General features: G+C 65.1%; 24 protein-coding genes and 1 pseudogene. 17 read left to right on the top strand and 8 right to left on the bottom strand.

All coding sequences use genetic code 11. The annotated features are described in order from the left end of the window. Positions 1–14 precede the first annotated feature (14 nt). Both rpsP and rimM read left to right on the top strand, forming a co-directional pair. A complete protein-coding gene (gene rpsP, locus P6U30_RS01845) occupies positions 15–347 on the top strand; it encodes a 30S ribosomal protein S16 (RefSeq protein WP_407149728.1) in 333 nt (110 codons plus the stop codon). 17 nt (positions 348–364) lie between these two features. Further along, positions 365–886, top strand: coding sequence for a ribosome maturation factor RimM (gene rimM, locus P6U30_RS01840; protein WP_407167855.1), 522 nt, complete (start codon positions 365–367; stop codon positions 884–886). A 22-nt stretch (positions 887–908) separates the two neighbouring features. Here the strand turns inward: rimM and gcvA are convergent, their stop codons facing one another. Next, complete coding sequence (gene gcvA / locus P6U30_RS01835) at positions 909–1,820, bottom strand: transcriptional regulator GcvA (protein WP_407167854.1); 912 nt, start codon at positions 1,818–1,820, stop codon at positions 909–911. A 179-nt stretch (positions 1,821–1,999) separates the two neighbouring features. Here gcvA and P6U30_RS01830 point away from each other — a divergent pair, with 179 nt between their 5' ends. From P6U30_RS01830 to P6U30_RS01795, 8 genes are all read left to right on the top strand, one after another. Continuing rightward, a complete protein-coding gene (locus tag P6U30_RS01830) occupies positions 2,000–3,208 on the top strand; it encodes an MFS transporter (protein WP_407167853.1) in 1,209 nt (402 codons plus the stop codon). Positions 3,209–3,456: 248 nt separating this feature from the next. Beyond that, positions 3,457–4,539 (top strand): zinc-binding dehydrogenase, encoded by a 1,083-nt coding sequence (locus tag P6U30_RS01825; protein ID WP_407167852.1) that lies wholly within the window; start codon positions 3,457–3,459, stop codon positions 4,537–4,539. Positions 4,540–4,548: 9 nt separating this feature from the next. Next, a complete protein-coding gene (gene trmD, locus P6U30_RS01820; RefSeq protein WP_407167851.1) occupies positions 4,549–5,283 on the top strand; it encodes a tRNA (guanosine(37)-N1)-methyltransferase TrmD in 735 nt (244 codons plus the stop codon). Positions 5,284–5,392: 109 nt separating this feature from the next. Further along, the gene (gene rplS / locus P6U30_RS01815; RefSeq protein WP_407149723.1) at positions 5,393–5,773 is read left to right on the top strand and encodes a 50S ribosomal protein L19; all 381 of its coding nucleotides are present in this window, start codon (positions 5,393–5,395) and stop codon (positions 5,771–5,773) included. Positions 5,774–5,934: 161 nt separating this feature from the next. After that, a complete protein-coding gene (locus P6U30_RS01810; protein WP_407167850.1) occupies positions 5,935–6,060 on the top strand; it encodes a hypothetical protein in 126 nt (41 codons plus the stop codon). 90 nt (positions 6,061–6,150) lie between these two features. Next, entirely contained in the window at positions 6,151–7,557 is a 1,407-nt protein-coding gene (gene leuC, locus P6U30_RS01805; RefSeq protein WP_407167849.1) for a 3-isopropylmalate dehydratase large subunit, read from the top strand. 89 nt (positions 7,558–7,646) lie between these two features. Next, positions 7,647–7,856 (top strand): hypothetical protein, encoded by a 210-nt coding sequence (locus tag P6U30_RS01800; protein ID WP_407167848.1) that lies wholly within the window; start codon positions 7,647–7,649, stop codon positions 7,854–7,856. Positions 7,857–7,992: 136 nt separating this feature from the next. Then, positions 7,993–8,286 (top strand): DUF1330 domain-containing protein, encoded by a 294-nt coding sequence (locus tag P6U30_RS01795; protein WP_407167847.1) that lies wholly within the window; start codon positions 7,993–7,995, stop codon positions 8,284–8,286. A 118-nt stretch (positions 8,287–8,404) separates the two neighbouring features. Here the strand turns inward: P6U30_RS01795 and P6U30_RS01790 are convergent, their stop codons facing one another. From P6U30_RS01790 to P6U30_RS01780, 3 genes are all read right to left on the bottom strand, one after another. Next, positions 8,405–8,734, bottom strand: coding sequence for a hypothetical protein (locus tag P6U30_RS01790; protein ID WP_407167846.1), 330 nt, complete (start codon positions 8,732–8,734; stop codon positions 8,405–8,407). Positions 8,735–8,861: 127 nt separating this feature from the next. Continuing rightward, a complete protein-coding gene (locus P6U30_RS01785) occupies positions 8,862–9,512 on the bottom strand; it encodes a hypothetical protein (protein WP_407167845.1) in 651 nt (216 codons plus the stop codon). A 103-nt stretch (positions 9,513–9,615) separates the two neighbouring features. Next, positions 9,616–9,942 (bottom strand): hypothetical protein, encoded by a 327-nt coding sequence (locus tag P6U30_RS01780; protein WP_407167844.1) that lies wholly within the window; start codon positions 9,940–9,942, stop codon positions 9,616–9,618. A gap of 95 nt (positions 9,943–10,037) precedes the next feature. On the opposite strand from P6U30_RS01780, the pseudogene P6U30_RS01775 reads away from it, so the two are divergent. From P6U30_RS01775 to P6U30_RS01765, 3 genes and pseudogenes are all read left to right on the top strand, one after another. After that, a pseudogene (locus P6U30_RS01775) lies at positions 10,038–10,438 on the top strand (metallopeptidase family protein). Between the two features lie 174 nt (positions 10,439–10,612). Then, complete coding sequence (gene leuD / locus P6U30_RS01770; protein WP_280974950.1) at positions 10,613–11,215, top strand: 3-isopropylmalate dehydratase small subunit; 603 nt, start codon at positions 10,613–10,615, stop codon at positions 11,213–11,215. 96 nt (positions 11,216–11,311) lie between these two features. Next, complete coding sequence (locus P6U30_RS01765) at positions 11,312–12,100, top strand: hypothetical protein (RefSeq protein ID WP_407167843.1); 789 nt, start codon at positions 11,312–11,314, stop codon at positions 12,098–12,100. A 175-nt stretch (positions 12,101–12,275) separates the two neighbouring features. On the opposite strand, the gene P6U30_RS01760 is transcribed toward P6U30_RS01765, so the two are convergent. Beyond that, positions 12,276–13,154 (bottom strand): HpcH/HpaI aldolase/citrate lyase family protein, encoded by an 879-nt coding sequence (locus tag P6U30_RS01760; protein ID WP_407167842.1) that lies wholly within the window; start codon positions 13,152–13,154, stop codon positions 12,276–12,278. Between the two features lie 141 nt (positions 13,155–13,295). On the opposite strand from P6U30_RS01760, the gene P6U30_RS01755 reads away from it, so the two are divergent. Then, a complete protein-coding gene (locus P6U30_RS01755; protein ID WP_407167841.1) occupies positions 13,296–13,952 on the top strand; it encodes a carbonic anhydrase in 657 nt (218 codons plus the stop codon). 28 nt (positions 13,953–13,980) lie between these two features. Here P6U30_RS01755 and P6U30_RS01750 read toward each other — a convergent pair whose 3' ends face one another. Next, positions 13,981–14,523, bottom strand: coding sequence for a TIGR00645 family protein (locus tag P6U30_RS01750; protein ID WP_407167840.1), 543 nt, complete (start codon positions 14,521–14,523; stop codon positions 13,981–13,983). A 25-nt stretch (positions 14,524–14,548) separates the two neighbouring features. Beyond that, positions 14,549–15,583: an aspartate-semialdehyde dehydrogenase gene (locus tag P6U30_RS01745; RefSeq protein ID WP_407167839.1), complete on the bottom strand. Its 1,035-nt coding sequence runs from the start codon at positions 15,581–15,583 to the stop codon at positions 14,549–14,551. A 117-nt stretch (positions 15,584–15,700) separates the two neighbouring features. Between P6U30_RS01745 and P6U30_RS01740 the strand changes: the two genes are divergently transcribed. Both P6U30_RS01740 and P6U30_RS01735 read left to right on the top strand, forming a co-directional pair. Next, positions 15,701–16,150, top strand: a complete 450-nt coding sequence (locus P6U30_RS01740; RefSeq protein WP_407167838.1) for a hypothetical protein — start codon at positions 15,701–15,703, stop codon at positions 16,148–16,150. A gap of 174 nt (positions 16,151–16,324) precedes the next feature. After that, entirely contained in the window at positions 16,325–16,726 is a 402-nt protein-coding gene (locus P6U30_RS01735) for a hypothetical protein (protein WP_407167837.1), read from the top strand. 162 nt (positions 16,727–16,888) lie between these two features. On the opposite strand, the gene leuB is transcribed toward P6U30_RS01735, so the two are convergent. Next, a complete protein-coding gene (gene leuB / locus P6U30_RS01730) occupies positions 16,889–18,001 on the bottom strand; it encodes a 3-isopropylmalate dehydrogenase (protein ID WP_407167836.1) in 1,113 nt (370 codons plus the stop codon). Positions 18,002–18,151: 150 nt separating this feature from the next. On the opposite strand from leuB, the gene P6U30_RS01725 reads away from it, so the two are divergent. Further along, a complete protein-coding gene (locus P6U30_RS01725) occupies positions 18,152–19,015 on the top strand; it encodes an EamA family transporter (RefSeq protein ID WP_407167835.1) in 864 nt (287 codons plus the stop codon). Positions 19,016–19,029 lie beyond the last annotated feature (14 nt).

Genomic DNA, 19,029 nt, shown 5'->3' with positions numbered 1-19,029 from the left:
TGAAGGAGAACTGAATGTCCGTTGTTATCCGCCTCGCTCGCGCGGGCACCAAGAAGCGTCCGGTCTATCACGTCGTCGTCGCCGACTCGCGCTTTCCGCGCGACGGCCGCTTCATCGAGCGTCTCGGCCACTTCAACCCGCTGCTGCCGAAGGACAGCGAAGCGCGCCTGAAGCTCGACATGGACAAGGTGAAGACCTGGCTCGCCAAGGGCGCGCAGCCGTCGGATCGCGTGAGCCGCTTCCTCGATGCCGCCGGCGTCAAGAAGCGCGCCGCGCGCAACAACCCGGAAAAGGCCGTGCCGCGCAAGGAGCGCAAGGCGCAAGCCGAAGCCGCCGCCAAGGCCTAAGCTGAACGGCTGATACGGTGGCTGCGCCGGTTTGTGTCGCCCGCATCGGCGCTGCGCACGGCGTGCGCGGCGCCGTCCGGCTATGGACCTTCACCGAAGACCCGCTGGCTGTGAGAGATTACGGCCCGCTGCTGACCAAGGACGGCACACGCCAATTCGAGGTCACGCATGTGCGTGAAGCCAAGGACCATCTGGTGGTGACGCTGAAGGGCGTCGCCACACGCGACGAGGCCGAGCGGCTCAATGGCCTCGAACTGTATGTCCCGCGCGACCGGCTGCCCGAGACCGACGACGGCGAATATTACCACACCGACCTGATCGGGCTTGCCGCGGTGACGACGGCCGAGCAACCGCTCGGCAAGGTGATCGCGATCCATAATTTCGGCGCCGGCGACATCATCGAAATCGCGCCGCCGCAGGGCGCGACGATGCTGCTGCCCTTCACCAATGCCGTGGTGCCATCGGTCGATCTCGCCGGCGGCCGCGTGGTGATCGAGCTGCCGCAGGAAATCGACGGCGACGATCCGGCGGCGGCCTGACCGCTTCCAACTCAGCCGAACTTCAGCCGGTCATCCGGCCCTGCTGTTCGAGCCAATCGCAGAACACCGCGCTGTGCGGATCATTGCTGCGGCCTGCCGGAAAATAGGCGAAGTAGCTGCGTGCCGGCAGGCTGATGGCGGGAAATGGCGTCACCAGGCGTCCGGCCGCGAGATCATCCGCGATCAGCGCGGTCGGTCCCATCGCGACGCCGAGGCCGTCGAGCGCGGCCTGAATGGTCAGATAGAAGTGATCGAAGGTCAGCGAGGCCGCCGGCTCCAATGCTGACATACCGGCTTCCGCCAGCCAGTCGCGCCACAGCCGCGGCATCGACGTGACGTGCAGCAATGTGTGCCGCGATAAGTCGGCGATCTCGCCCAGTGGCACCTGCGCCAGCAGTGACGGGCTGCACACCGGCAACCGCCGCTCCGACAGCAGGACCCGCGATGAAAAGCCGTGGAAGGTGTCCGGGCCGCCGCGGATCACCACGTCGAAGGTTTCGGGCAACGCATCGACCGGATCGTTCGATGTCGTGAGGCGCACCTCGATATCGGGATGCTCGGCACGAAACCGGCTCATGCGCGGCAGCAGCCAGCGCAGGCTGAACGTCGCGAGCGCGTTGACGCGGAGCACGGCCGTCGGCGCATCGCCGCGCCGCTCCCGATGCTGCTGCACGGCGGCCGAGATCCGGTCGAGCGCGGGGCCGAACTCCGCCAGCAGTGCCGCACCGGCCGGCGTCAGCACCACACGCCGGACCGACCGCCGAAACAGCGCCGGCGCGCCCAGCCACTCCTCGAGCAGGCGAATCTGCTGGCTGACGGCACCATGGGTCACGCTGAGCTCGGCGGCGGCTTCCTTGAAGCTGCCGAGGCGCGCGGCGGCCTCGAAGGCGCGGACCGCGTTGAGCGGCGGCAGGCTGCGACGTGGTACGAACATGATCGCCGGAACCAGATTTTCTAACTCATTGTCCGATTATTACTGATTTGTGACAAGCACCGTCGTGGCGCATAGTAAGCATCAAGATACTTGCTGAGCTCCACTTTTCAATCGACCGATCCGATGCGCAACAGTCCGTTCGTTAGATTTTCTGCGTTTGATGCGACGGAACTGCGATCATGACGGAGTCCGCGACCACCGCGACAGAGACTCCCCGCTCCGACCGCGCGCGGGCGACGCGCACGCTGACGGTGACCGGCCTCAACCATGCCCTCCACGACGGCTATACCGACGTGATCTACGTGCTGCTGCCGGTCTGGCAGACCGAATTTGCCTTGAGCTACGGGCTGCTCGCCTTGCTGCGCGGGCTCTATGCCGGCGCCATGGCAGGGCTGCAGATTCCGGTCGGGCGGATCGCCGAACGGATCGACGGCAAGATCATCCTGATCGCAGGCACCGCACTCTCGGCACTCGGCTATCTCTTTGCCGGATTCTCCGGCGGCATCGTCGGGCTCGGCCTGGCGCTGGCGCTCTCAGGCGCGGGTTCGAGCACGCAGCATCCGATCGCATCGGCCGCGGTGTCGCGCGCCTATGGCAAGACCGCGCGCGGGCCGCTCGGCATCTACAATTTCACCGGCGATCTCGGCAAGGCGGCGATCCCGGCGCTGACCTCGGTCCTGCTGGTGATCATGACGTGGCGGCACACGCTGCTGTTGCTGGCGCTCGCCGGTCTGCTCGTCGCGGTCTGCATCGTCGTGTGGATGCCGGCCGTCGGCCGCAGCGCCGCGAGCAGGACGCCGGCGGCATCGCATCGTGAGGGCGCCGGTGGCAGCGGATTTCCCTGGCTGCTTGCGATCGGAATTCTCGACACCGCCGTTCGCATGGGCTTCCTGACCTTCCTGCCGTTCCTGCTGCGCGACAAGGGCGCGTCGCTGCCGACCAACGGCTTCGCGCTCGCGCTCGTCTTCATCGGCGGCGCGGCCGGCAAGTTCACCTGCGGCTGGCTCGGCGAACGGGTCGGCACGCTGCGCACCGTGCTCATCACCGAAGGCGGCACGGCGGCGCTGATCCTCAGCGTGCTGGCCTTGCCGCTGATGCCCGCCATCGTGTTGCTGCCGCTGCTCGGCGTGATGCTCAACGGCACGTCGTCGGTGCTGTATGGCACGGTGCCCGAGCTCACGCCGCCGCACCGGACCGAGCGCGCCTTCGCTCTGTTCTATACGGGGACGATCGGATCAGGCGCGGTCGCACCGGTGCTCTATGGCGTACTCGGCGATGCGCTCGGTCCATCGCTCGCGACCGCGGCGACCGCCGTCACCGCGCTTGCGATCTCCCCGCTGGCCATCGTGCTGGCACGGCATCTCGCCGACGATCCAGCGACGGCGTGACGCGTAACGCTCCAAAGCCCGGGCGATTGTTGGTGTTCTCCTGAAAGGAGGAAGGTCGGGATGGGGTCAGCCGCAAGCGACGCTGCAAGCTGACGGAGCCGATTCCCTCCCGCTTTGCTCTGGCGAGCGAGCCGTAGCGCGGATGGAGCGCAGCGAAATCCGGGGCCAATCCTCATTGCCGATGTGATTCCCGCATTGCGCTTCGCTCCATCCGCGCTACCTAAGCAATGGTCTCACGGAGCATTCCAATGACAAGCACGCACAAGGCCTGGCGGCTGCACGCGCACAACGATCTCCGCTTCGAGGATGTTCCGACACCGAAGCCCGCGCCTGATGGCGTTGTCGTCAGCATCGAAGCCGGCATGGTGCTGTCCTACACCAACAAGCTGCTGTCGGGCGCCCTGCCCTACAGCCTGCCGCCGATGCCGTTCGTGCCCGGCACCAACGCGATCGCGCGTGTCGTCGCAACCGGGGAAAACGTCACGCATGTGCAGAGCGGCGACCGTGTCTTCCTGAGCCCGCATCTGCGTGGCGACGTGCCGGACCGCGATCCGCCGCAGATCCTGATCGGCCTCACCGCGACGGTGACGACCCTGGAGGCGCTGGCATTGCAGGCGCGCTGGCGCGACGGCGTGTTCGCGGAGTTCGCGCACTGGCCGGCCGCCTGCGTCACGCCGCTCGTCAATCTCGACGACAAGCCCGCCACCGAGCTGATTGGGCTTGCCAAGCTGATCGTGCCGTTCGGCGGCTTACAGCGCTCCGGCCTGCGCGGCGGCCACACCATCATCATCAACGGCGCCACCGGCTATTTCGGCTCGGGCGCGGTGATGCTCGCGGTCGCGATGGGCGCGGGCCGCGTCGTGGCGGTCGGCCGCAAGCAGGCTTCGCTCGAGCAATTGCGCGATGCCTTCGGACCGCGCGTCATTCCCGCCGTCGTCAGCGGCGACGCCGCCGCCGACCTTCCGATCATCCGTCGCGCCGCCGGCGGCACCGCAGACGTCGGGCTCGATCTGCTCGGCGCCGCCAAGAGCACGTCGACCACATTGTCGAGCCTGCGCGCGCTGCGCCGTGGCGGCCGGATGGTGCTGATGGGCAGCGCCGAGGTGCCGCTCGAGCTCTCCTTCCGCGAGATGCTCGCCAACGACTGGGAGGTGGTCGGGCAATTCATGTACGACCGCACCGCTCCGGGCCAGCTTGCCGGTCTCGCCGCCGAGGGCCTGCTGGATCTGCGCAAAATCAACGTTGCGACCTTCAGGCTGGCCGACTTCCGCCGCGCGGTGGATGCCGCCGCGATGATGCAGAGCCTCGACCTCACGGCCGTGGTGCCGTAACCAGAGGCCATGACATCCGAGCCGACACCCTGGCGGGCGACCGTGCTGACCCTGTTCCCGGACATGTTTCCGGGGCCGCTGGGCGTGAGCCTCGCGGGGCGGGCGCTGGCCGGCGGCCTGTGGTCGCTGGAGGCTCGCGACATCCGGGCGTCGGCCACCGACAAGCACCGCAGCGTCGATGATACCCCGGCCGGCGGCGGCCCGGGCATGGTGCTGCGCGCCGACGTGCTGGCCGCCGCGATCGATGCGGCCGCTGTCGCACCACACCGGCCGCGGCTGCTGATGAGCCCCCGCGGCCGGCCACTGACCCAGGCAGAGGTCATCGAGCTGGCGGCAGGACCCGGCCCGCTGATCGTCTGCGGCCGCTTCGAGGGCATCGACCAGCGCGTGATCGAGGCGCGGGCGCTGGAGGAGGTCTCGATCGGCGACTACGTGCTGTCGGGCGGCGAAATCGCCGCGATGGCGCTGATCGATGCCTGTGTCCGGCTGCTGCCGGGGGTGATGGGCAAGCAGGCCTCCGGAACCGATGAAAGCTTCTCCGAAGGACTACTTGAATACCCTCAATACACCCGCCCGCAGGAGTTTGAGGGCCGGCCGATCCCGGAAATCCTCATTTCCGGCGACCACGCCAAGGTCGCGGCCTGGCGCCTGGCCCAATCCGAGACGCTGACCCAAGCCCGACGGCCGGATCTCTGGGCCAGAAAAGCCACCAAGAGCCGGACAAAAAACACGACAGACGGGTGACAAACCCTGTCCTTTGCCTTATAGGAGCGCCCAAATCCGCACCCGCGCAGGATAGATGGACGTTTGCGCAGCCCGCCAAAGGCTGGGCGCGCCGCCGATGGAGATTTCAATGAACCTAATTCAGCAGCTCGAAAAAGAGCAGTTCGACAAGCTCGCCGCCACCAAGGAAATCCCGGAATTCGGCCCCGGCGACACCGTCATCGTCAACGTGAAGGTGGTCGAAGGCGAGCGCACCCGTGTGCAGGCCTATGAGGGCGTTTGCATCGGCCGCTCCGGCCACGGCCTCAACGAGAGCTTCACCGTGCGCAAGATCTCCTACGGTGAGGGCGTCGAGCGCGTTTTCCCGGTGATGTCGCCAATGATCGACTCGATCAAGGTGGTTCGTCGCGGCAAGGTGCGGCGCGCCAAGCTCTATTACCTGCGCAGCCTGCGCGGCAAGTCGGCCCGCATCGTCGAGAAGCAGGACCGCCAGGCGGCCGTCAACGAGTAATCGACCCAAACGGGACGACCAAAAGCGCGGGTTCACCCCGCGCTTTTTTGTTGCGGCATACCTATCTGTTGGATTGCCGGGCCAAGCCCGGCAATGACGACAAAGGCGCCCCGCGCATCGATTGATTGTCGCAGGGCTTTGCCCTGTGTTAGAAATTTAGAATGGTTCCGGATCAAGCCAGCCAGCCCTGCCAGCGCGTCGTGATCGACGATCGCTCGCGGCTGCCCGGCCGGTTCTTCGGACGCTTTGCGACCTCGGCAACGTCGGAGCTTACGCCCGCAGCGTAATGCTGCCGGACGCTTTCGCCCGCTCGCGCGTCATCGCGCTCAAGCCGCCACCACCGAGTTTCACACCGAGTTTCCCTGGAGCTGACGCTCATGTCCAAACCGACCACGCTGTACGACAAGATCTGGAACGACCATCTGGTCCACGAGGCCGAGGACGGCACCTGCCTCATCTACATCGACCGCCATCTGGTGCACGAGGTAACCTCGCCGCAGGCGTTCGAAGGCCTGCGCGTCTCCGGCCGCAAGGTGCATGCGCCCGAGAAGACGCTGGCCGTCGTCGATCACAACGTGCCGACCACCGACCGCACCAAGCCCAACCCCGACCCCGAGAGCATCGAGCAGATCAAGGCGCTCGCCGAGAACGCCAAGGAATTCGGCATCGAGTACTACAACGAGTTCGACAAGCGTCAGGGCATCGTCCACGTCATCGGTCCGGAGCAGGGCTTCACGCTGCCCGGCACCACCATCGTCTGCGGTGACAGCCACACCTCGACGCATGGCGCATTCGGCGCGCTTGCGCACGGCATCGGCACCTCCGAGGTCGAGCATGTGCTGGCGACGCAGACGCTGATCCAGAAGAAGGCCAAGAACATGCGCGCGATCGTCGACGGCAAATTGCCCGACGGCGTCACGGGCAAGGACATCATCCTCGCGATCATCGGCGAGATCGGCACCGCCGGCGGCACCGGCTACGTGCTGGAATATGCCGGCGAGGCGATCCGTGCGCTCTCGATGGAAGGCCGCATGACGGTCTGCAACATGTCCATCGAAGGCGGCGCGCGCGCGGGTCTGGTCGCGCCCGACCAGAAGGCGTTCGACTTCCTGCGCGGCCGTCCGAAGGCGCCACAGGGCGCGGCCTGGGACGCCGCGATGCGCTATTGGGAGACGCTGCGCTCCGACGAGGGCGCGCATTTCGACCACGAGATCCGGCTCGACGCGGCAAAGCTGCCGCCGATCGTCACCTGGGGCACGAGCCCTGAGGACGTCATCTCGGTGACCGGCTTTGTCCCCGATCCGGACAAGATCGAGGACGAGGCGAAGCGCATCTCCAAGCACCGCGCGCTGAAATATATGGGCCTGACGGCGGGGACGAAGATCACCGACATCAAGCTCGACCGCGTCTTCATCGGCTCCTGCACCAACGGCCGCATCGAAGACCTGCGCGCTGCGGCCAAGATCGCCGAGGGCAAGACCGTCAGCGCCAACGTCAACGCGATGATCGTGCCGGGCTCGGGCATCGTGAAGGAGCAGGCGGAAGCCGAAGGCCTCGACAAGATCTTCATTGCGGCCGGCTTCGAATGGCGTGAGCCGGGCTGCTCGATGTGCCTCGCGATGAACCCTGACAAGCTGAAGCCGGAAGAGCGTTGCGCTTCGACCTCGAACCGCAACTTCGAGGGCCGCCAGGGCTTCAAGGGCCGCACCCACCTGGTGTCGCCCGCGATGGCCGCCGCCGCCGCGATCGCCGGACACTTCGTCGACGTCCGCGACTGGCGGTAGCTCAAGCTCGAGCCGTTTCGGAAACGGCTCGTTAACGAGCCGCACGCACACTGGCTCCTGGCGAAGATCAGCTTCGCGAGGAGCCGGACGTGGCCGAGAAACGCGAATTCGTCGACATGATCAGCGAGGCGACGCGGCAGAAGCGCCGCCGAGCAGCGCCGCGCGTCATCGATCCGTTGCCCGAGGTGAAGGAGACCTCGCGCCTCAGCCACTGGCCGCCGGAACGCTGGACACAGTGGCGGATGGAAAATCTGACGCCGTGGAAGACCAGGTCCTGGAAGTTGAAGAACTGGGACTAAGTCGGGATCGCCTGACTAAGAACGGGCGCCGTTCGGCGCCCGCTGTCGTTTCAGCTCTCGCCAACGGTGGCGCCACTACGGCTGGCAGATCAGGCGCGGACCGCAGGCGCGACACATCGTTCGGGAGGAGTTGCCAGTGACCGTTTACGTGATCGTGCAACTGAAGATGATCGACCGTGCTGCCTACGATCGGTATCAAGCGCGCTTCTTCGACGTGTTCAGGAAATTCAACGGACGATTGCTATCAGCCGACGAGCAGCCCGCTGTGCTCGAAGGCACATGGGATCGCGACAAGGTGGTGCTGATGTCGTTTCCCGACGAAGCCGCGTTCCGCGCCTGGTCGGACTCTTCAGAATATGTCGAGATATCGAAGGATCGCAAAGGCGGCGCGCAGGCCATCGTGCTGCTGGTCAAAGGCTTCACGCCCTAATCCGGGTTCATCGACACTCTTCGAGGCTTCGCTGAACGATGCTGCAAGAGCAGCGCCGTTCGAACGGAGCTACTCCTGCCGTGCGTCTCCAGCGACGCGCGCAACGATGCCGCTTGCATCACCAGAACGGGCCGAACCCGAAGCCGAATGTGAACGGCGCCGGCGCGGCATACGGATAGGGCCGGTAGTAGTAAGGCCGTCCGTAATAGTAAGGATACGGCCGGTAATAGGGACGATAGTACGGCCGGCCATAATAGGGCCGATAGCCGTGATAGTGGTGACGATAGCCGTGGTGATGGTGGCGCTGCGCGCTGATATCGGTCGCCTTGCCCGCGCCTCGTTGTTGCGTGGCCGGCTGCGACTTGGCTGACGCGGCGGCAGTTGCTGATGTCGGCGCGCTCAGCGCGAGCGCGCCTGCGGCAACGGCAACCCCGATCCATCTCATCATGATCAACTCCTGCAGATTTCGATGAAACGCATATCGCGCGCTCGAATCTGCCGGATTGATGGCTGAGAACGGCAACAGGCCCGCGGCTCACGGGCCTGTGTCTCAACTGCGCTGATACGCCGCGCGATCAGCGGTGCCAGTGGCGACCGTGCCAGCCACGATGGTACCAGCCACGGTGATGTCCACGATACCAGCCGCGATGCCATCCGCGCCCGCGCCAATGCACTTGTGTGGTCATCTGGCTCGAGTCGTCCTGAACCGTTGCGGCCGCACCTGGCGTCGCGAGCGTGAGCGCTTGCGCGCGCTCGCTTGGTGCCGCCAAAACCAGCACGGCACCGACGGCCGCAAGCCCCAGAACGTTCGTCACCTTCATGAGTCGTTGTCTCCTCGATTCCTGAATGTCACGTCTTGCAACGACGATCCGTTGATAGAATCGATTGCCGTTGTCGCGACGCAGATCGCAAGCAAAGTGCGAATGACGTGAATGCGGCATGAATGATCGCGTCACGCTGATGAATTCGGCGCGAGCGATCGGTTCCCCATACGTGGGAACATTCATGTCGATGAACGACATCAACGCAAATGGTCCGGGCGCGTGAAGCGTTTTCTGTCGCGTGAGATCGTCATGATACCCATCCGACGCAATCGACATCGTTGATGCGCGCCGCGCTTGCCGCGACGGCGAGCCACGCAGGTGACGATGGCAGTCGTGCGCGATGGACCTCGTGATGATTGTTGTTACCGGATCGACCGGTGCGACGTGCGAGCGCTCGCGCAAGCGGAGCACGTCGGGTTCAGACCGTCTCAGGTGCGAAATTCTATGGGCGTGTCGTGACGCGCACGTTGCAAGCGACGCGTCCGCCGCCTCGCGCCGGGACGCGCTAGCCGGGGCGCCAGAAGCAGTTCATGCGCGGCGTGATCACGGTGCCGCTCGGCCGATATTCCTGCACATAGGTCGCGGTGCATTCGCGCACGGCGTTCGGACCGGGATTGTAGCGCGGGATGACATCGGGTTCCCAATGCTCGGGCCGGTAGATCGGTACGCGTCGCAGCCGGCGACGTCCGACTACGACGGTGCTGCCGGCCGCGGGCGGCGCGGCCTGGGCCACGCGCACGCCCGTCTCGGCGGTCTGCGCCTGCGTCGCCGCGCCCGGAAGCCCAATTCCGACTGATGTCGCCAACAGCGCCGTCGCCACGATCCGTTTCATCACGCCACCCCGTTATTGGGCCGCACGGTCTCCCATTGGGCCGCCAAGGTCAACTGCGCTGGCGCCGCCGGCGACACTCGCGCTAAAGGAGTGTCATGTGGACCACAGCCAAAGCCCCCTCGCTCGCCGACATGGAGGCGATGGCGCACGAGATCTTCGCGCGCCTGCCGCAGACGTTCCGGACCCTCTGCGAGGGCCTGATCATCCGCGTCGACGATTTCCCGACCGACGAGGTGCTCGACGAGATGCAGGCCGAGAGCGAGTTCGACCTGCTCGGCCTGTTCCAGGCGTCGGCCTGCCGCAGCAGAGCCTTGGCGACGTGGCGCGGCTGCCCAACCTGATCTGGCTCTACCGCCGGCCGATCCTGGACTACTGGGCAGAGCACGACGAGACCCTCGGCCATATCGTCCGCCACGTGTTGATCCATGAAATCGGCCACCATTTCGGCCTGTCGGACGCCGACATGGAGACGATTGAGGCCCTTGCGGGCACCTAGAGCGTTTTCGAGCGGACACCGGTCCGCGTGAAGAAAACGCGACCAAACAAGAGCCTCGTCCCGATCTCATCGGAACGGGGGCTCCAGCCCTGCAGAAATGGCCCTTTTACGGCTGTCACATTCGCGATACACATCCCGCCCGTACCCCTCATCTTTTGACCGGGAAGTGCATCGATGGACAAGTTCACCACGCTGGAAGGCGTCGCGGCGCCGCTGAAGATCATCAATGTCGATACCGACATGATCATTCCGAAGCAGTACCTCAAGACCATCAAGCGCACCGGCCTCGGCAAGGGGCTGTTCTCGGAGCAGCGCTACAAGGACGACGGCAGCGAGAACCCTGACTTCGTCCTCAACCAGCCGGCCTATCGCAACGCCAAGGTGCTGGTCGCCGGTGACAATTTCGGCTGCGGCTCGAGCCGCGAGCACGCGCCCTGGGCGCTGCTCGACTTCGGTATCCGCTGCGTGATCTCGACCTCGTTCGGCGATATTTTCTACAACAACTGCTTCAAGAACGGCATCCTGCCGATCCGTGTGTCGCAGGAAGACCTCGACAAGCTGTTCGACGACGCCGAGCGCGGCGCCAACGCGACGTTGACCATCGACCTCCCCAACCAGGAGATCCGCGGTCCCGACGGCGGCAAGGTGAAGTTCGAGATCGATCCGTTCCGCAAGCATTGCCTGATCAACGGCCTCGACGACATCGGGCTGACGATGGAGAAGAAGAGCTCGATCGACGCCTACGAGTCCAAGCTCAAGGAGCGCGCCTGGGCTTGAGGCGCAGTCCTTTCATCATGCCCCCGGTGCCATCAGGCGCCGGGGTTTTTCTTTGCCGGTTTGTCTGCAACGCAAAACTTCCCATGGCTGCCGCACATGTTGCCTGACGTCGTCACTTTCTGGCACGGCCCGATGGATGCGTTGCGCCAGACTTGCCTGCGTTCGCAGCTCGCGGCCGGCCACAAGGTCACGGTCTACAGCTTCGATCCGATTCCCGGCCTGCCCGACGGCATCGGTAACGCCGAAGCCGAGGCCGTGCTGCCGCATTCATTCTCCGAGAAGCTGCGCCCGCCGCAGCCCGACGGCTCCTGGCGCGACTGGACCATCCTGCAATTCAGCGACTTCTTCCGCATGCGGCTGATGGCGCAGCGTGCCGGGCTCTGGCTCGACGCCGATGTGCTGTTGCTGAGGCCGGTCGAGATCGACCCGGCCAAGCCGTATTTTGCCTGGGAGCGGCCGCGGCAGATCGGCAACTCCGTGCTGTATTTCCCGCCCGACGATCCGATCGTGCGTGCGTTCGAAGCGCTGATGAAGCAGGACGAGCTCACGCCGGACTGGCTGGCGCTGCGTCATCGCCTGACTTTTGCGATGCACCGGCTGATCGGCAAATCGAAGCGTGTGTCCGATATCCGCATTGCGATCTACGGCCCGGCGGCGCTCACTGCGCTGGCGCGGCGCGAGAACGAATTGCAGCATGCGCTGCCGAAGCGATCGTTCTACTCCGTGCACGCCGAGCCAAAGCTGTTCTTTGATCCGACCGATTTCTCGAAATATCTCAACGATCCGGAGATCATCGGCCTGCACATCTCGGGCAAGGGACGCGCCAAGCAGGCGCCTCGTCCGGGCAGCCTGTACGCCTGGGCGACGGAGAAGTTTCGCGCGTAACGCCGGCGTTTCTTTACCCTCTCCCCTTATGGGAGAGGGTGCGCTCGCGAAGCGAGTGCGGGTGAGGGGTTCTCTCCGCACGGGAATCTCGCGAGTGGATAGAGCCCCCTCATCCGTCGCGAACTACGTCCGCGACACCTTCTCCCACAAAGGGAGAAGGAAATCACCGATCGCGCTAATGCCCCATCGCGGCGATCGCGTCCGCGATCGCGATGGTGCGCTTGGCCATCTCGGCGTGCAGCCGCTCGACCATGCGGCCGTCGAGCTGGATCGCTCCGCGCGAGGCATTCTCCGGCTTTTCGAAAGCTGCGATGATCTTGCGTGCCTCGGCGACCTCGGCCTCGGGCGGCGTGAAGATGGCATTGCAGGCGTCGATGTGGCTCGGATGGATCAGCGTCTTGCCATCGAAGCCGAGGTCGCGTCCCTGCGCGCACTCCTCGGCGAAGCCATCGATATTGCCGATGTCGCTGTAGGGCCCGTCGAGGATTTCCAGGCCATGGGCGCGGGTCGCCAGGATGCAATGCGTGATCATCGGGATCATGGCCGCTCGTCCCGGCTTCATCCGGATCCGGGTCTCGCGCGCGATGTCATTGGGGCCGAACACGAAGCCCGCGAGCCGGACCTCGGAATCCTTCGACGCCGCCGCGAGCTTGTCGGCGTCGAGCACGGCGCGTGCGGTCTCGATCATGGCCCAGACCCGGATCGAGGCAGGGGCATTGACGTCGCTGAGGCGATCGGCAACGGCATTGAGATCGTCGACCGTGGAGATCTTGGGAACCAGGATGCCATCCGGCTGCGCCTTGCCGGCCATGCCGATGTCGTCGATCCACCAGGGCGTGTCGAGCGCGTTGATGCGGATCAAGACCTCGCGCTTGCCAAAGCCCTTGGCCGCGACCGCCTTGGCGATTTGCTCACGGGCCACGGCCTTGGCGTCCGGCGCGACCGAATCCTCCAGATCGAGGATGATGCCGTCCGCCGGCAGCGCGCGAGCCTTCTCCAGCGCCCGTGCATTCGATCCGGGCATGAACAGCAGGCTGCGGCGCGGACGGGTCATCGGCATCTCCTGACGGCTTGGGTTCGGCCATTGTCCATGTTTTGGCATTGGGCCGGAACCATACTTCAACGCTGCCGTATCATCTCAGGCGGCGCGCCGAAAGTCTTGTTCCCGTCATCGGCATGTGGTTAGCCAGAGGCCATGAAATTCTTTCCGACGCGGTTGATCGACGGCTACCGGACCTTCGCGACCCAGCGGTTGCCGACTGAGCAGTCGCGATACCGCGAGCTGTCCGAACGCGGCCAGTTTCCCGAGACCATGGTGATCGGCTGCTGCGATTCCCGGGTCTCACCGGAGGTGATCTTCGATGCCGGGCCCGGCGAGCTGTTCGTGGTCCGCAACATCGCCAACCTGGTTCCAGTCTATCAGCCCGACAGCAATGCCCACGGCGTCTCGGCCGCGCTGGAATATGCGGTGAGCGTGCTGAAGGTGAAGCATGTCGTGGTGCTCGGGCACGCCCAATGCGGCGGCATCCGCGCCTTCGTCGACAAGATCAAGCCACTCACGCCGGGCGACTTCATCGGCAAATGGATGCAGATGTTCATCAAGCCGGGCGAGGTGGTCGAGCAGCGCGACCATGAGAGCATGCAGGACTTCGTCACCCGCATCGAGAAGGCCGCGGTGTTCCGCTCGCTGGAGAACCTGATGACCTTCCCGTTCGTGCGGGAGCGGGTGGAGAGCGGCGAGATGCAGCTCCACGGCGCCTATTTCGGCGTCGCCGAAGGCTCGCTGTTCGTGCTCGACCGGGTCGCGAAGGAGTTCATCAGCGTGGCCGAGGCCCTGAAGGCCGGCGAGTAGCGAACGGGCGTCGGTTCGCTATCCCATCTCAGTGATCGCTGCTCCAGCGATCCGAGATCGCGAGCAGGAGTGCGGAGATCACGAATACCAGATGCACGGCGACGAGCCAGGTCATCCGCGTTGCGTCAAAAGCCGCATCGATATTCAGGAATGCTTCCAGCACGTGGATCGCGGAGATCGCGACGATCGACGCCAGCAGCTTCTGCTTCAGGCCGGCAAAATCGATCTTGGTGATCCAGATCGGCCAGTTCGGATTGCCCGACGTGTCAATGCGCGAGACGAAGTTCTCGTAGCCGGAGAAGACCACGATCAGGACGAGATTGGCGACCAGAGTAACGTCGATCAGCGACAAGGCATCGAGGATGACTTCCGACGATTTGTAGCCCGACGCATGCTGAACGAACTCCCAGAGCATACGCGCGAATTTCAACAGCAGCACTGCCAGCGCCACAACCAGACCGACATAGAACGGCGCCATCAGCCAGCGGCTGTTGAACAGCACATATTCGAAGCCGCGCATGATGCGCGGCGTCGTCGGGCTTGATGGGGCGGGAGCCGATTGTTCCGACATGGTTCCGGCCCCCTGCTGATCCGCCTTACGCGGCCTTCTTCTTCGCGGTGATCAGCTTGCGGTTGATCAGGACTTCCGCGATCTGCACGGCGTTGAGCGCCGCACCCTTGCGCAGATTGTCCGACACGCACCAGAACGACAGGCCGTTCTCGACCGTGGCATCCTCGCGGATGCGGCTGATATAGGTCGCATCCTCGCCGGCGGCTTCATAGGGCGTGACGTAGCCGCCCGGCTCCTGCTTGTCGATCACGAGGCAGCCCGGCGCGTTGCGCAGGATGTTGCGCGCCTCGTCCGGCGTGAGCGGATTGGCGAACTCGACATTGACCGCCTCGGAGTGGCCGACGAATACCGGCACGCGCACGCAGGTCGCGGTCAGCTTGATCTTGGGATCAAGGATCTTCTTGGTCTCCGCCATCATCTTCCACTCTTCCTTGGTGTAGCCGTCTTCCATGAAGACGTCGATGTGGGGGATGACGTTGAAGGCGATGCGCTTCGGGAACTTGTTATTGATCAGCTCGTCGTTGGTGTAGACGGCCTTGGTCTGCGAGAACAGCTCGTCCATCGCATCCTTGCCGGCGCCCGACACCGATTGATAGGTCGAGACCACGACGCGGGTGATGGTGGCCTTGTCGTGCAGCGGCTTCAGCGCCACGACGAGCTGCGCGGTCGAGCAGTTCGGATTGGCGATGATGTGCTTCCTGGTGAAGCCGGCCGCGGCATCCGCATTCACCTCGGGCACGACCAGCGGCACGTCCGGATCCATGCGCCAGGCCGAGGAATTGTCGATCACGACCGCACCGGCGGCACCGATCTTCGGCGACCATTCCTTGGAGACCGAGCCGCCGGCCGACATCAGGCAGATGTCGACGTCGGAGAAATCATAGTGCTCGAGGGCTTTGACCTTCAGGGTGCGGTCGCCATAGGAGACCTCGACGCCAACGCTGCGGCGTGACGCCAGCGCGACGACCTCGTCGGCAGGAAACTTGCGCTCGTCGAGAATGTTGAGCATTTCCCGCCCGACATTACCGGTCGCACCGACCACCGCGACTTTGTAACCCATCGTTCACTCTCCGACGAAAAATGCCCGTTCCCACGCGACAAGCGGAAAGGGAAGAGGCAGCGCTTCTATGCGAGAAACCCCATCAAGACAACGTTTGCGTCACGTTTGAGCGTTTTGATGCGTTTGTTTCGGGCCAATCTGGCCGCTCCCCATCATACGGGAATTCCATCAGCACTGACGAGCTTCGTCGACGAGGTCTACGCCACGCTGTCCCGGCTGTTTGCCTATGTCGCGACGCTCGCGCTGCTCGGCGGGCTCGCGGTCTATCTATGGCAGCAACTGCCGGACGCAACGGCGACGGGGCCTGCGGCGGCGAGCTGGGGTCTGGCCGGTCATCCGACCCCGGCCCTTGCCACGAGCCGGCTCAATCCACGCAATAAAACAGAGACTTACGAAGTCTTCCGGCATCCTGAGGGCGACCGCAAGGGCGTTTCCCGCTGCGCCGAGGCCGCGCTTCAGCCGATCGCTGGGCCGAGCCGCGCCGACTGCGTTACCTCCGGCCCGCCGGCCCCGTCGTCCGACTGGGTCATGGGCAACGAAAACCCGAGGTTGCGCGGCGCGCTTTGATGACGGTACCAAGGCAAGGCACTGGTTTTGATGAAACTTTTGCCGCACCGTCGGCATTATGTCGGCCGGTGTGGCGCAATTGACCTAGTGACGGCCCAGTCACCGCGGCTACAATGTGTTCCAACCGATTTGGCGACGCGCCAGCCCTTATGGGACCGTAATGACGAGGATGCGATGACCGTGAAATTCCCTGCCGCGAACAAGCTCTTGGTGTTGCTTGCTGCGGCTGCCGTCACCGCAACCGCGTTCGGCGTGAGCCCGGCCGACGCCCAGGCCCCGACCAAGCGCCAGCAGCAGCGCTACGACCGCGATGGCCGCCACTATTACGGCCCGCAGGGTCCGAACCGCGTCTATCAGCAGGGCCCCCGCACCCGCGTTTACGTGACCACCCGCTCGTGGCTCGACGCCGGCACCGAGGTGCTGCCGGGCGATCGCAAGTTCAGCGACTACGCGTTCCCGCCGGATGTCGGCTATCCGTCCTTCGGGCGCGAGAACAACAACCGTCCGATCGATCGCCAGCCGCTCAGCCCGCCGGCCGATCTCGGCGGCTATCCGCGGAACTTCCCACTTTACTGATATCTCTCGTCTCTCGTCTTGCGTCGTCGCGGCGAAAGCCGGGACCCATAACCACCGCTGGTGGTTATGGAGCTCGTCGGGCGACCATTTCAAATCGAGAAGCTGCGGAGTATGGGTCCCGGCTTTCGCCGGGACGACACCGCCGCTGTGGCCGCACAGCCGTCACCCGTGCAGCTTCTGCAACTCCTTCAGGATCGCTTGGCCCATCTGCGCCGTGCTGGCCGGCGTGGTGCCTTCCGACTTGATGTCGGCGGTGCGCAGACCGCCGGCGAGGACAGCCGCGATCGCCGCATCGACCTTGTCGGCTAGATCGCCCATGTCGAAGGAATAGCGCAGCGCCATGCCGAACGAGGAGATCATCGCGATCGGGTTGGCGAGGCCCTTGCCTGCGATGTCGGGCGCCGAGCCGTGCACCGGCTCGAACAGCGAGCGGCGCTTCCTGGTCTTGGCATCGATCTCGCCGAGCGAGGCCGACGGCAGCATGCCGAGCGAGCCGGTCAGCATCGCCGCGATGTCGGACAGCATGTCGCCGAACAGATTGTCCGTGACGATGACGTCGAACTGCTTCGGCGCCTTCACCAGGTTCATGCCGCCGGAATCGGCGAGCTGATGCTCCAGCGTGACGTCCTTGTATTCGCGCGCATGCACCTGGGTCATGACCTCGTTCCAGAGCACGCCCGATTTCATGACGTTGCGCTTTTCCATCGACGTCACCTTGTTGCGGCGCTTGCGCGCGAGGTCGAAGGCGACGCGGCCGATGCGCTCGATCTCGTAGGTGTCGTAGACCTGGGTGTCGATCGCGCGCTTCTGGCCGTTGCCGAGATCGGTGATGGTCTTCGGCTCGCCGAAATAGACGCCGCCGGTGAGCTCGCGCACGATCATGATGTCGAGGCCCTCGACGACGTCGCGCTTCAGGCTCGAGGCCTCCGCCAGCGCCGGGTAGCACACCGCCGGGCGCAGATTGGCGAATAGGCCGAGGTCCTTGCGCAGCCGTAGCAGGCCGGCCTCCGGGCGTACCTCATAGGGCACGCTGTCCCACTTGGGACCGCCGACCGCACCGAAGATCACGGCATCGGCGGCCAGCGCCTTCGCCATGTCGCCCTCGGAGATCGACACCTTGTGAGCGTCGTAGGCCGAGCCGCCGACCAGCCCCTGCTCGGTCTCGAACTTCGCGATCCCCTGCGCGTTCAGCCAGTCGATCAAGCGCTGCACCTCGGCCATCACTTCGGGGCCGATGCCGTCGCCGGGGAGAAGCAGCAGTTTATGGGTCGCCATGGTGTTACCTCACTCAATCGGGCATGCCCGCCATCATTCGGCGCGAGTGCTAAAACGCCCGGCGCGGATTGGCAAGGCGCCCTGTCCAGGCCCAAAATGCCTCCCCGAACCAAACAACCCGCGCCCCAAGAAGCCAACAAGACGGACCTCATGACCGCAGCCATCCTCTACGCCTTTGCCTCGGCCCTTTTCCTCGGCGCCGGGGTCGTGTTGGCGCAACTCGGCCTGCGCACCGTCGAACCGCTGTCGGGCGCCGCCATCAGCGTGCCCTCTTTCACCCTGCTGTTCGTGCTGCTGTCGCCGTTGATCCTGTACGGCGAGCCGGTGGTCTGGCGGGGACTGCCGATCTTCATGGCGGTCGGCCTGTTCTTTCCGGCGTCGCTGACGTTCCTGACCTTCGCGTCGAACCGGGCGCTCGGACCTGTCATCACCTCGACGCTGGGCAATCTCGCGCCGCTGTTCGCGGTCACCGCCGCCGTGGCCCTGCTGCATGAGCCGCTGGAACCGCAGCAGATCGTCGGTCTCGTCGTCGCTGTCACGGGGGCGGCGATCATCACCGTGACCCGGCCGCGCGACCTCGGCCATTGGCGGAGCTGGGCGCTGCTGCTGCCGCTCACCAGCGCGCTGGTGCGCGGCATCGTGCCGCCGATCGCCAAGCTCGGACTGGCGATCTGGCCAAGTCCGCTGTGGGCCTGCCTGGTCGGCTACGTCATGTCCTCGCTGGTGGTGCTGACGGTGCAGCGGATTCGGAAGGGCAGCTTCATGGTGCAGGCCCCACGCGAGGGCCGGTTCTGGTTCGCGATGACCGGGATCAGCAACGGGCTCAGCGCGCTCAGCCTGTTCGCAGCCGTCCGCAACGGCCCGATCACGCTGGTGGCGCCGCTCGCCGCCGTCTATCCGCTGGTCACGGTGGCGCTGAGCGCGATGCTGCTCAAGCACATCGAGATCACCATGCGGATCGTCGCCGGGACCGCGCTGACCGTGATCGGCGTCGCCCTGGTGCTGATCGCCTGATTGCCCTTTTCGCA

Source organism: Bradyrhizobium sp. ORS 111, assembly GCF_045571485.1.
GTDB lineage: Bacteria > Pseudomonadota > Alphaproteobacteria > Rhizobiales > Xanthobacteraceae > Bradyrhizobium.
Note: the sequence above shows the minus strand (reverse complement) of the source record. Positions and strands in the feature narration are given on the sequence as shown.

What these genes read in the sequence shown, in the direction of transcription:
- leuC (WP_407167849.1), top strand. Translation starts at nt 6,151, where the DNA reads ATGTCCAAACCGACCACGCTGTACGACAAGATCTGGAACGACCATCTG.
- P6U30_RS01745 (WP_407167839.1), bottom strand. Translation starts at nt 15,583, where the DNA reads ATGGGTTACAAAGTCGCGGTGGTCGGTGCGACCGGTAATGTCGGGCGG.
- P6U30_RS01780 (WP_407167844.1), bottom strand. Translation starts at nt 9,942, where the DNA reads ATGAAACGGATCGTGGCGACGGCGCTGTTGGCGACATCAGTCGGAATT.
- P6U30_RS01750 (WP_407167840.1), bottom strand. Translation starts at nt 14,523, where the DNA reads ATGTCGGAACAATCGGCTCCCGCCCCATCAAGCCCGACGACGCCGCGC.
- leuD (WP_280974950.1), top strand. Translation starts at nt 10,613, where the DNA reads ATGGACAAGTTCACCACGCTGGAAGGCGTCGCGGCGCCGCTGAAGATC.
- rplS (WP_407149723.1), top strand. Translation starts at nt 5,393, where the DNA reads ATGAACCTAATTCAGCAGCTCGAAAAAGAGCAGTTCGACAAGCTCGCC.
- P6U30_RS01765 (WP_407167843.1), top strand. Translation starts at nt 11,312, where the DNA reads ATGTTGCCTGACGTCGTCACTTTCTGGCACGGCCCGATGGATGCGTTG.
- P6U30_RS01760 (WP_407167842.1), bottom strand. Translation starts at nt 13,154, where the DNA reads ATGACCCGTCCGCGCCGCAGCCTGCTGTTCATGCCCGGATCGAATGCA.
- P6U30_RS01825 (WP_407167852.1), top strand. Translation starts at nt 3,457, where the DNA reads ATGACAAGCACGCACAAGGCCTGGCGGCTGCACGCGCACAACGATCTC.
- leuB (WP_407167836.1), bottom strand. Translation starts at nt 18,001, where the DNA reads ATGGCGACCCATAAACTGCTGCTTCTCCCCGGCGACGGCATCGGCCCC.
- gcvA (WP_407167854.1), bottom strand. Translation starts at nt 1,820, where the DNA reads ATGTTCGTACCACGTCGCAGCCTGCCGCCGCTCAACGCGGTCCGCGCC.
- P6U30_RS01725 (WP_407167835.1), top strand. Translation starts at nt 18,152, where the DNA reads ATGACCGCAGCCATCCTCTACGCCTTTGCCTCGGCCCTTTTCCTCGGC.
- P6U30_RS01740 (WP_407167838.1), top strand. Translation starts at nt 15,701, where the DNA reads ATGCGTTTGTTTCGGGCCAATCTGGCCGCTCCCCATCATACGGGAATT.
- P6U30_RS01735 (WP_407167837.1), top strand. Translation starts at nt 16,325, where the DNA reads ATGACCGTGAAATTCCCTGCCGCGAACAAGCTCTTGGTGTTGCTTGCT.
- P6U30_RS01830 (WP_407167853.1), top strand. Translation starts at nt 2,000, where the DNA reads ATGACGGAGTCCGCGACCACCGCGACAGAGACTCCCCGCTCCGACCGC.
- P6U30_RS01790 (WP_407167846.1), bottom strand. Translation starts at nt 8,734, where the DNA reads ATGATGAGATGGATCGGGGTTGCCGTTGCCGCAGGCGCGCTCGCGCTG.
- trmD (WP_407167851.1), top strand. Translation starts at nt 4,549, where the DNA reads ATGACATCCGAGCCGACACCCTGGCGGGCGACCGTGCTGACCCTGTTC.
- P6U30_RS01810 (WP_407167850.1), top strand. Translation starts at nt 5,935, where the DNA reads ATGGTTCCGGATCAAGCCAGCCAGCCCTGCCAGCGCGTCGTGATCGAC.
- rpsP (WP_407149728.1), top strand. Translation starts at nt 15, where the DNA reads ATGTCCGTTGTTATCCGCCTCGCTCGCGCGGGCACCAAGAAGCGTCCG.
- P6U30_RS01755 (WP_407167841.1), top strand. Translation starts at nt 13,296, where the DNA reads ATGAAATTCTTTCCGACGCGGTTGATCGACGGCTACCGGACCTTCGCG.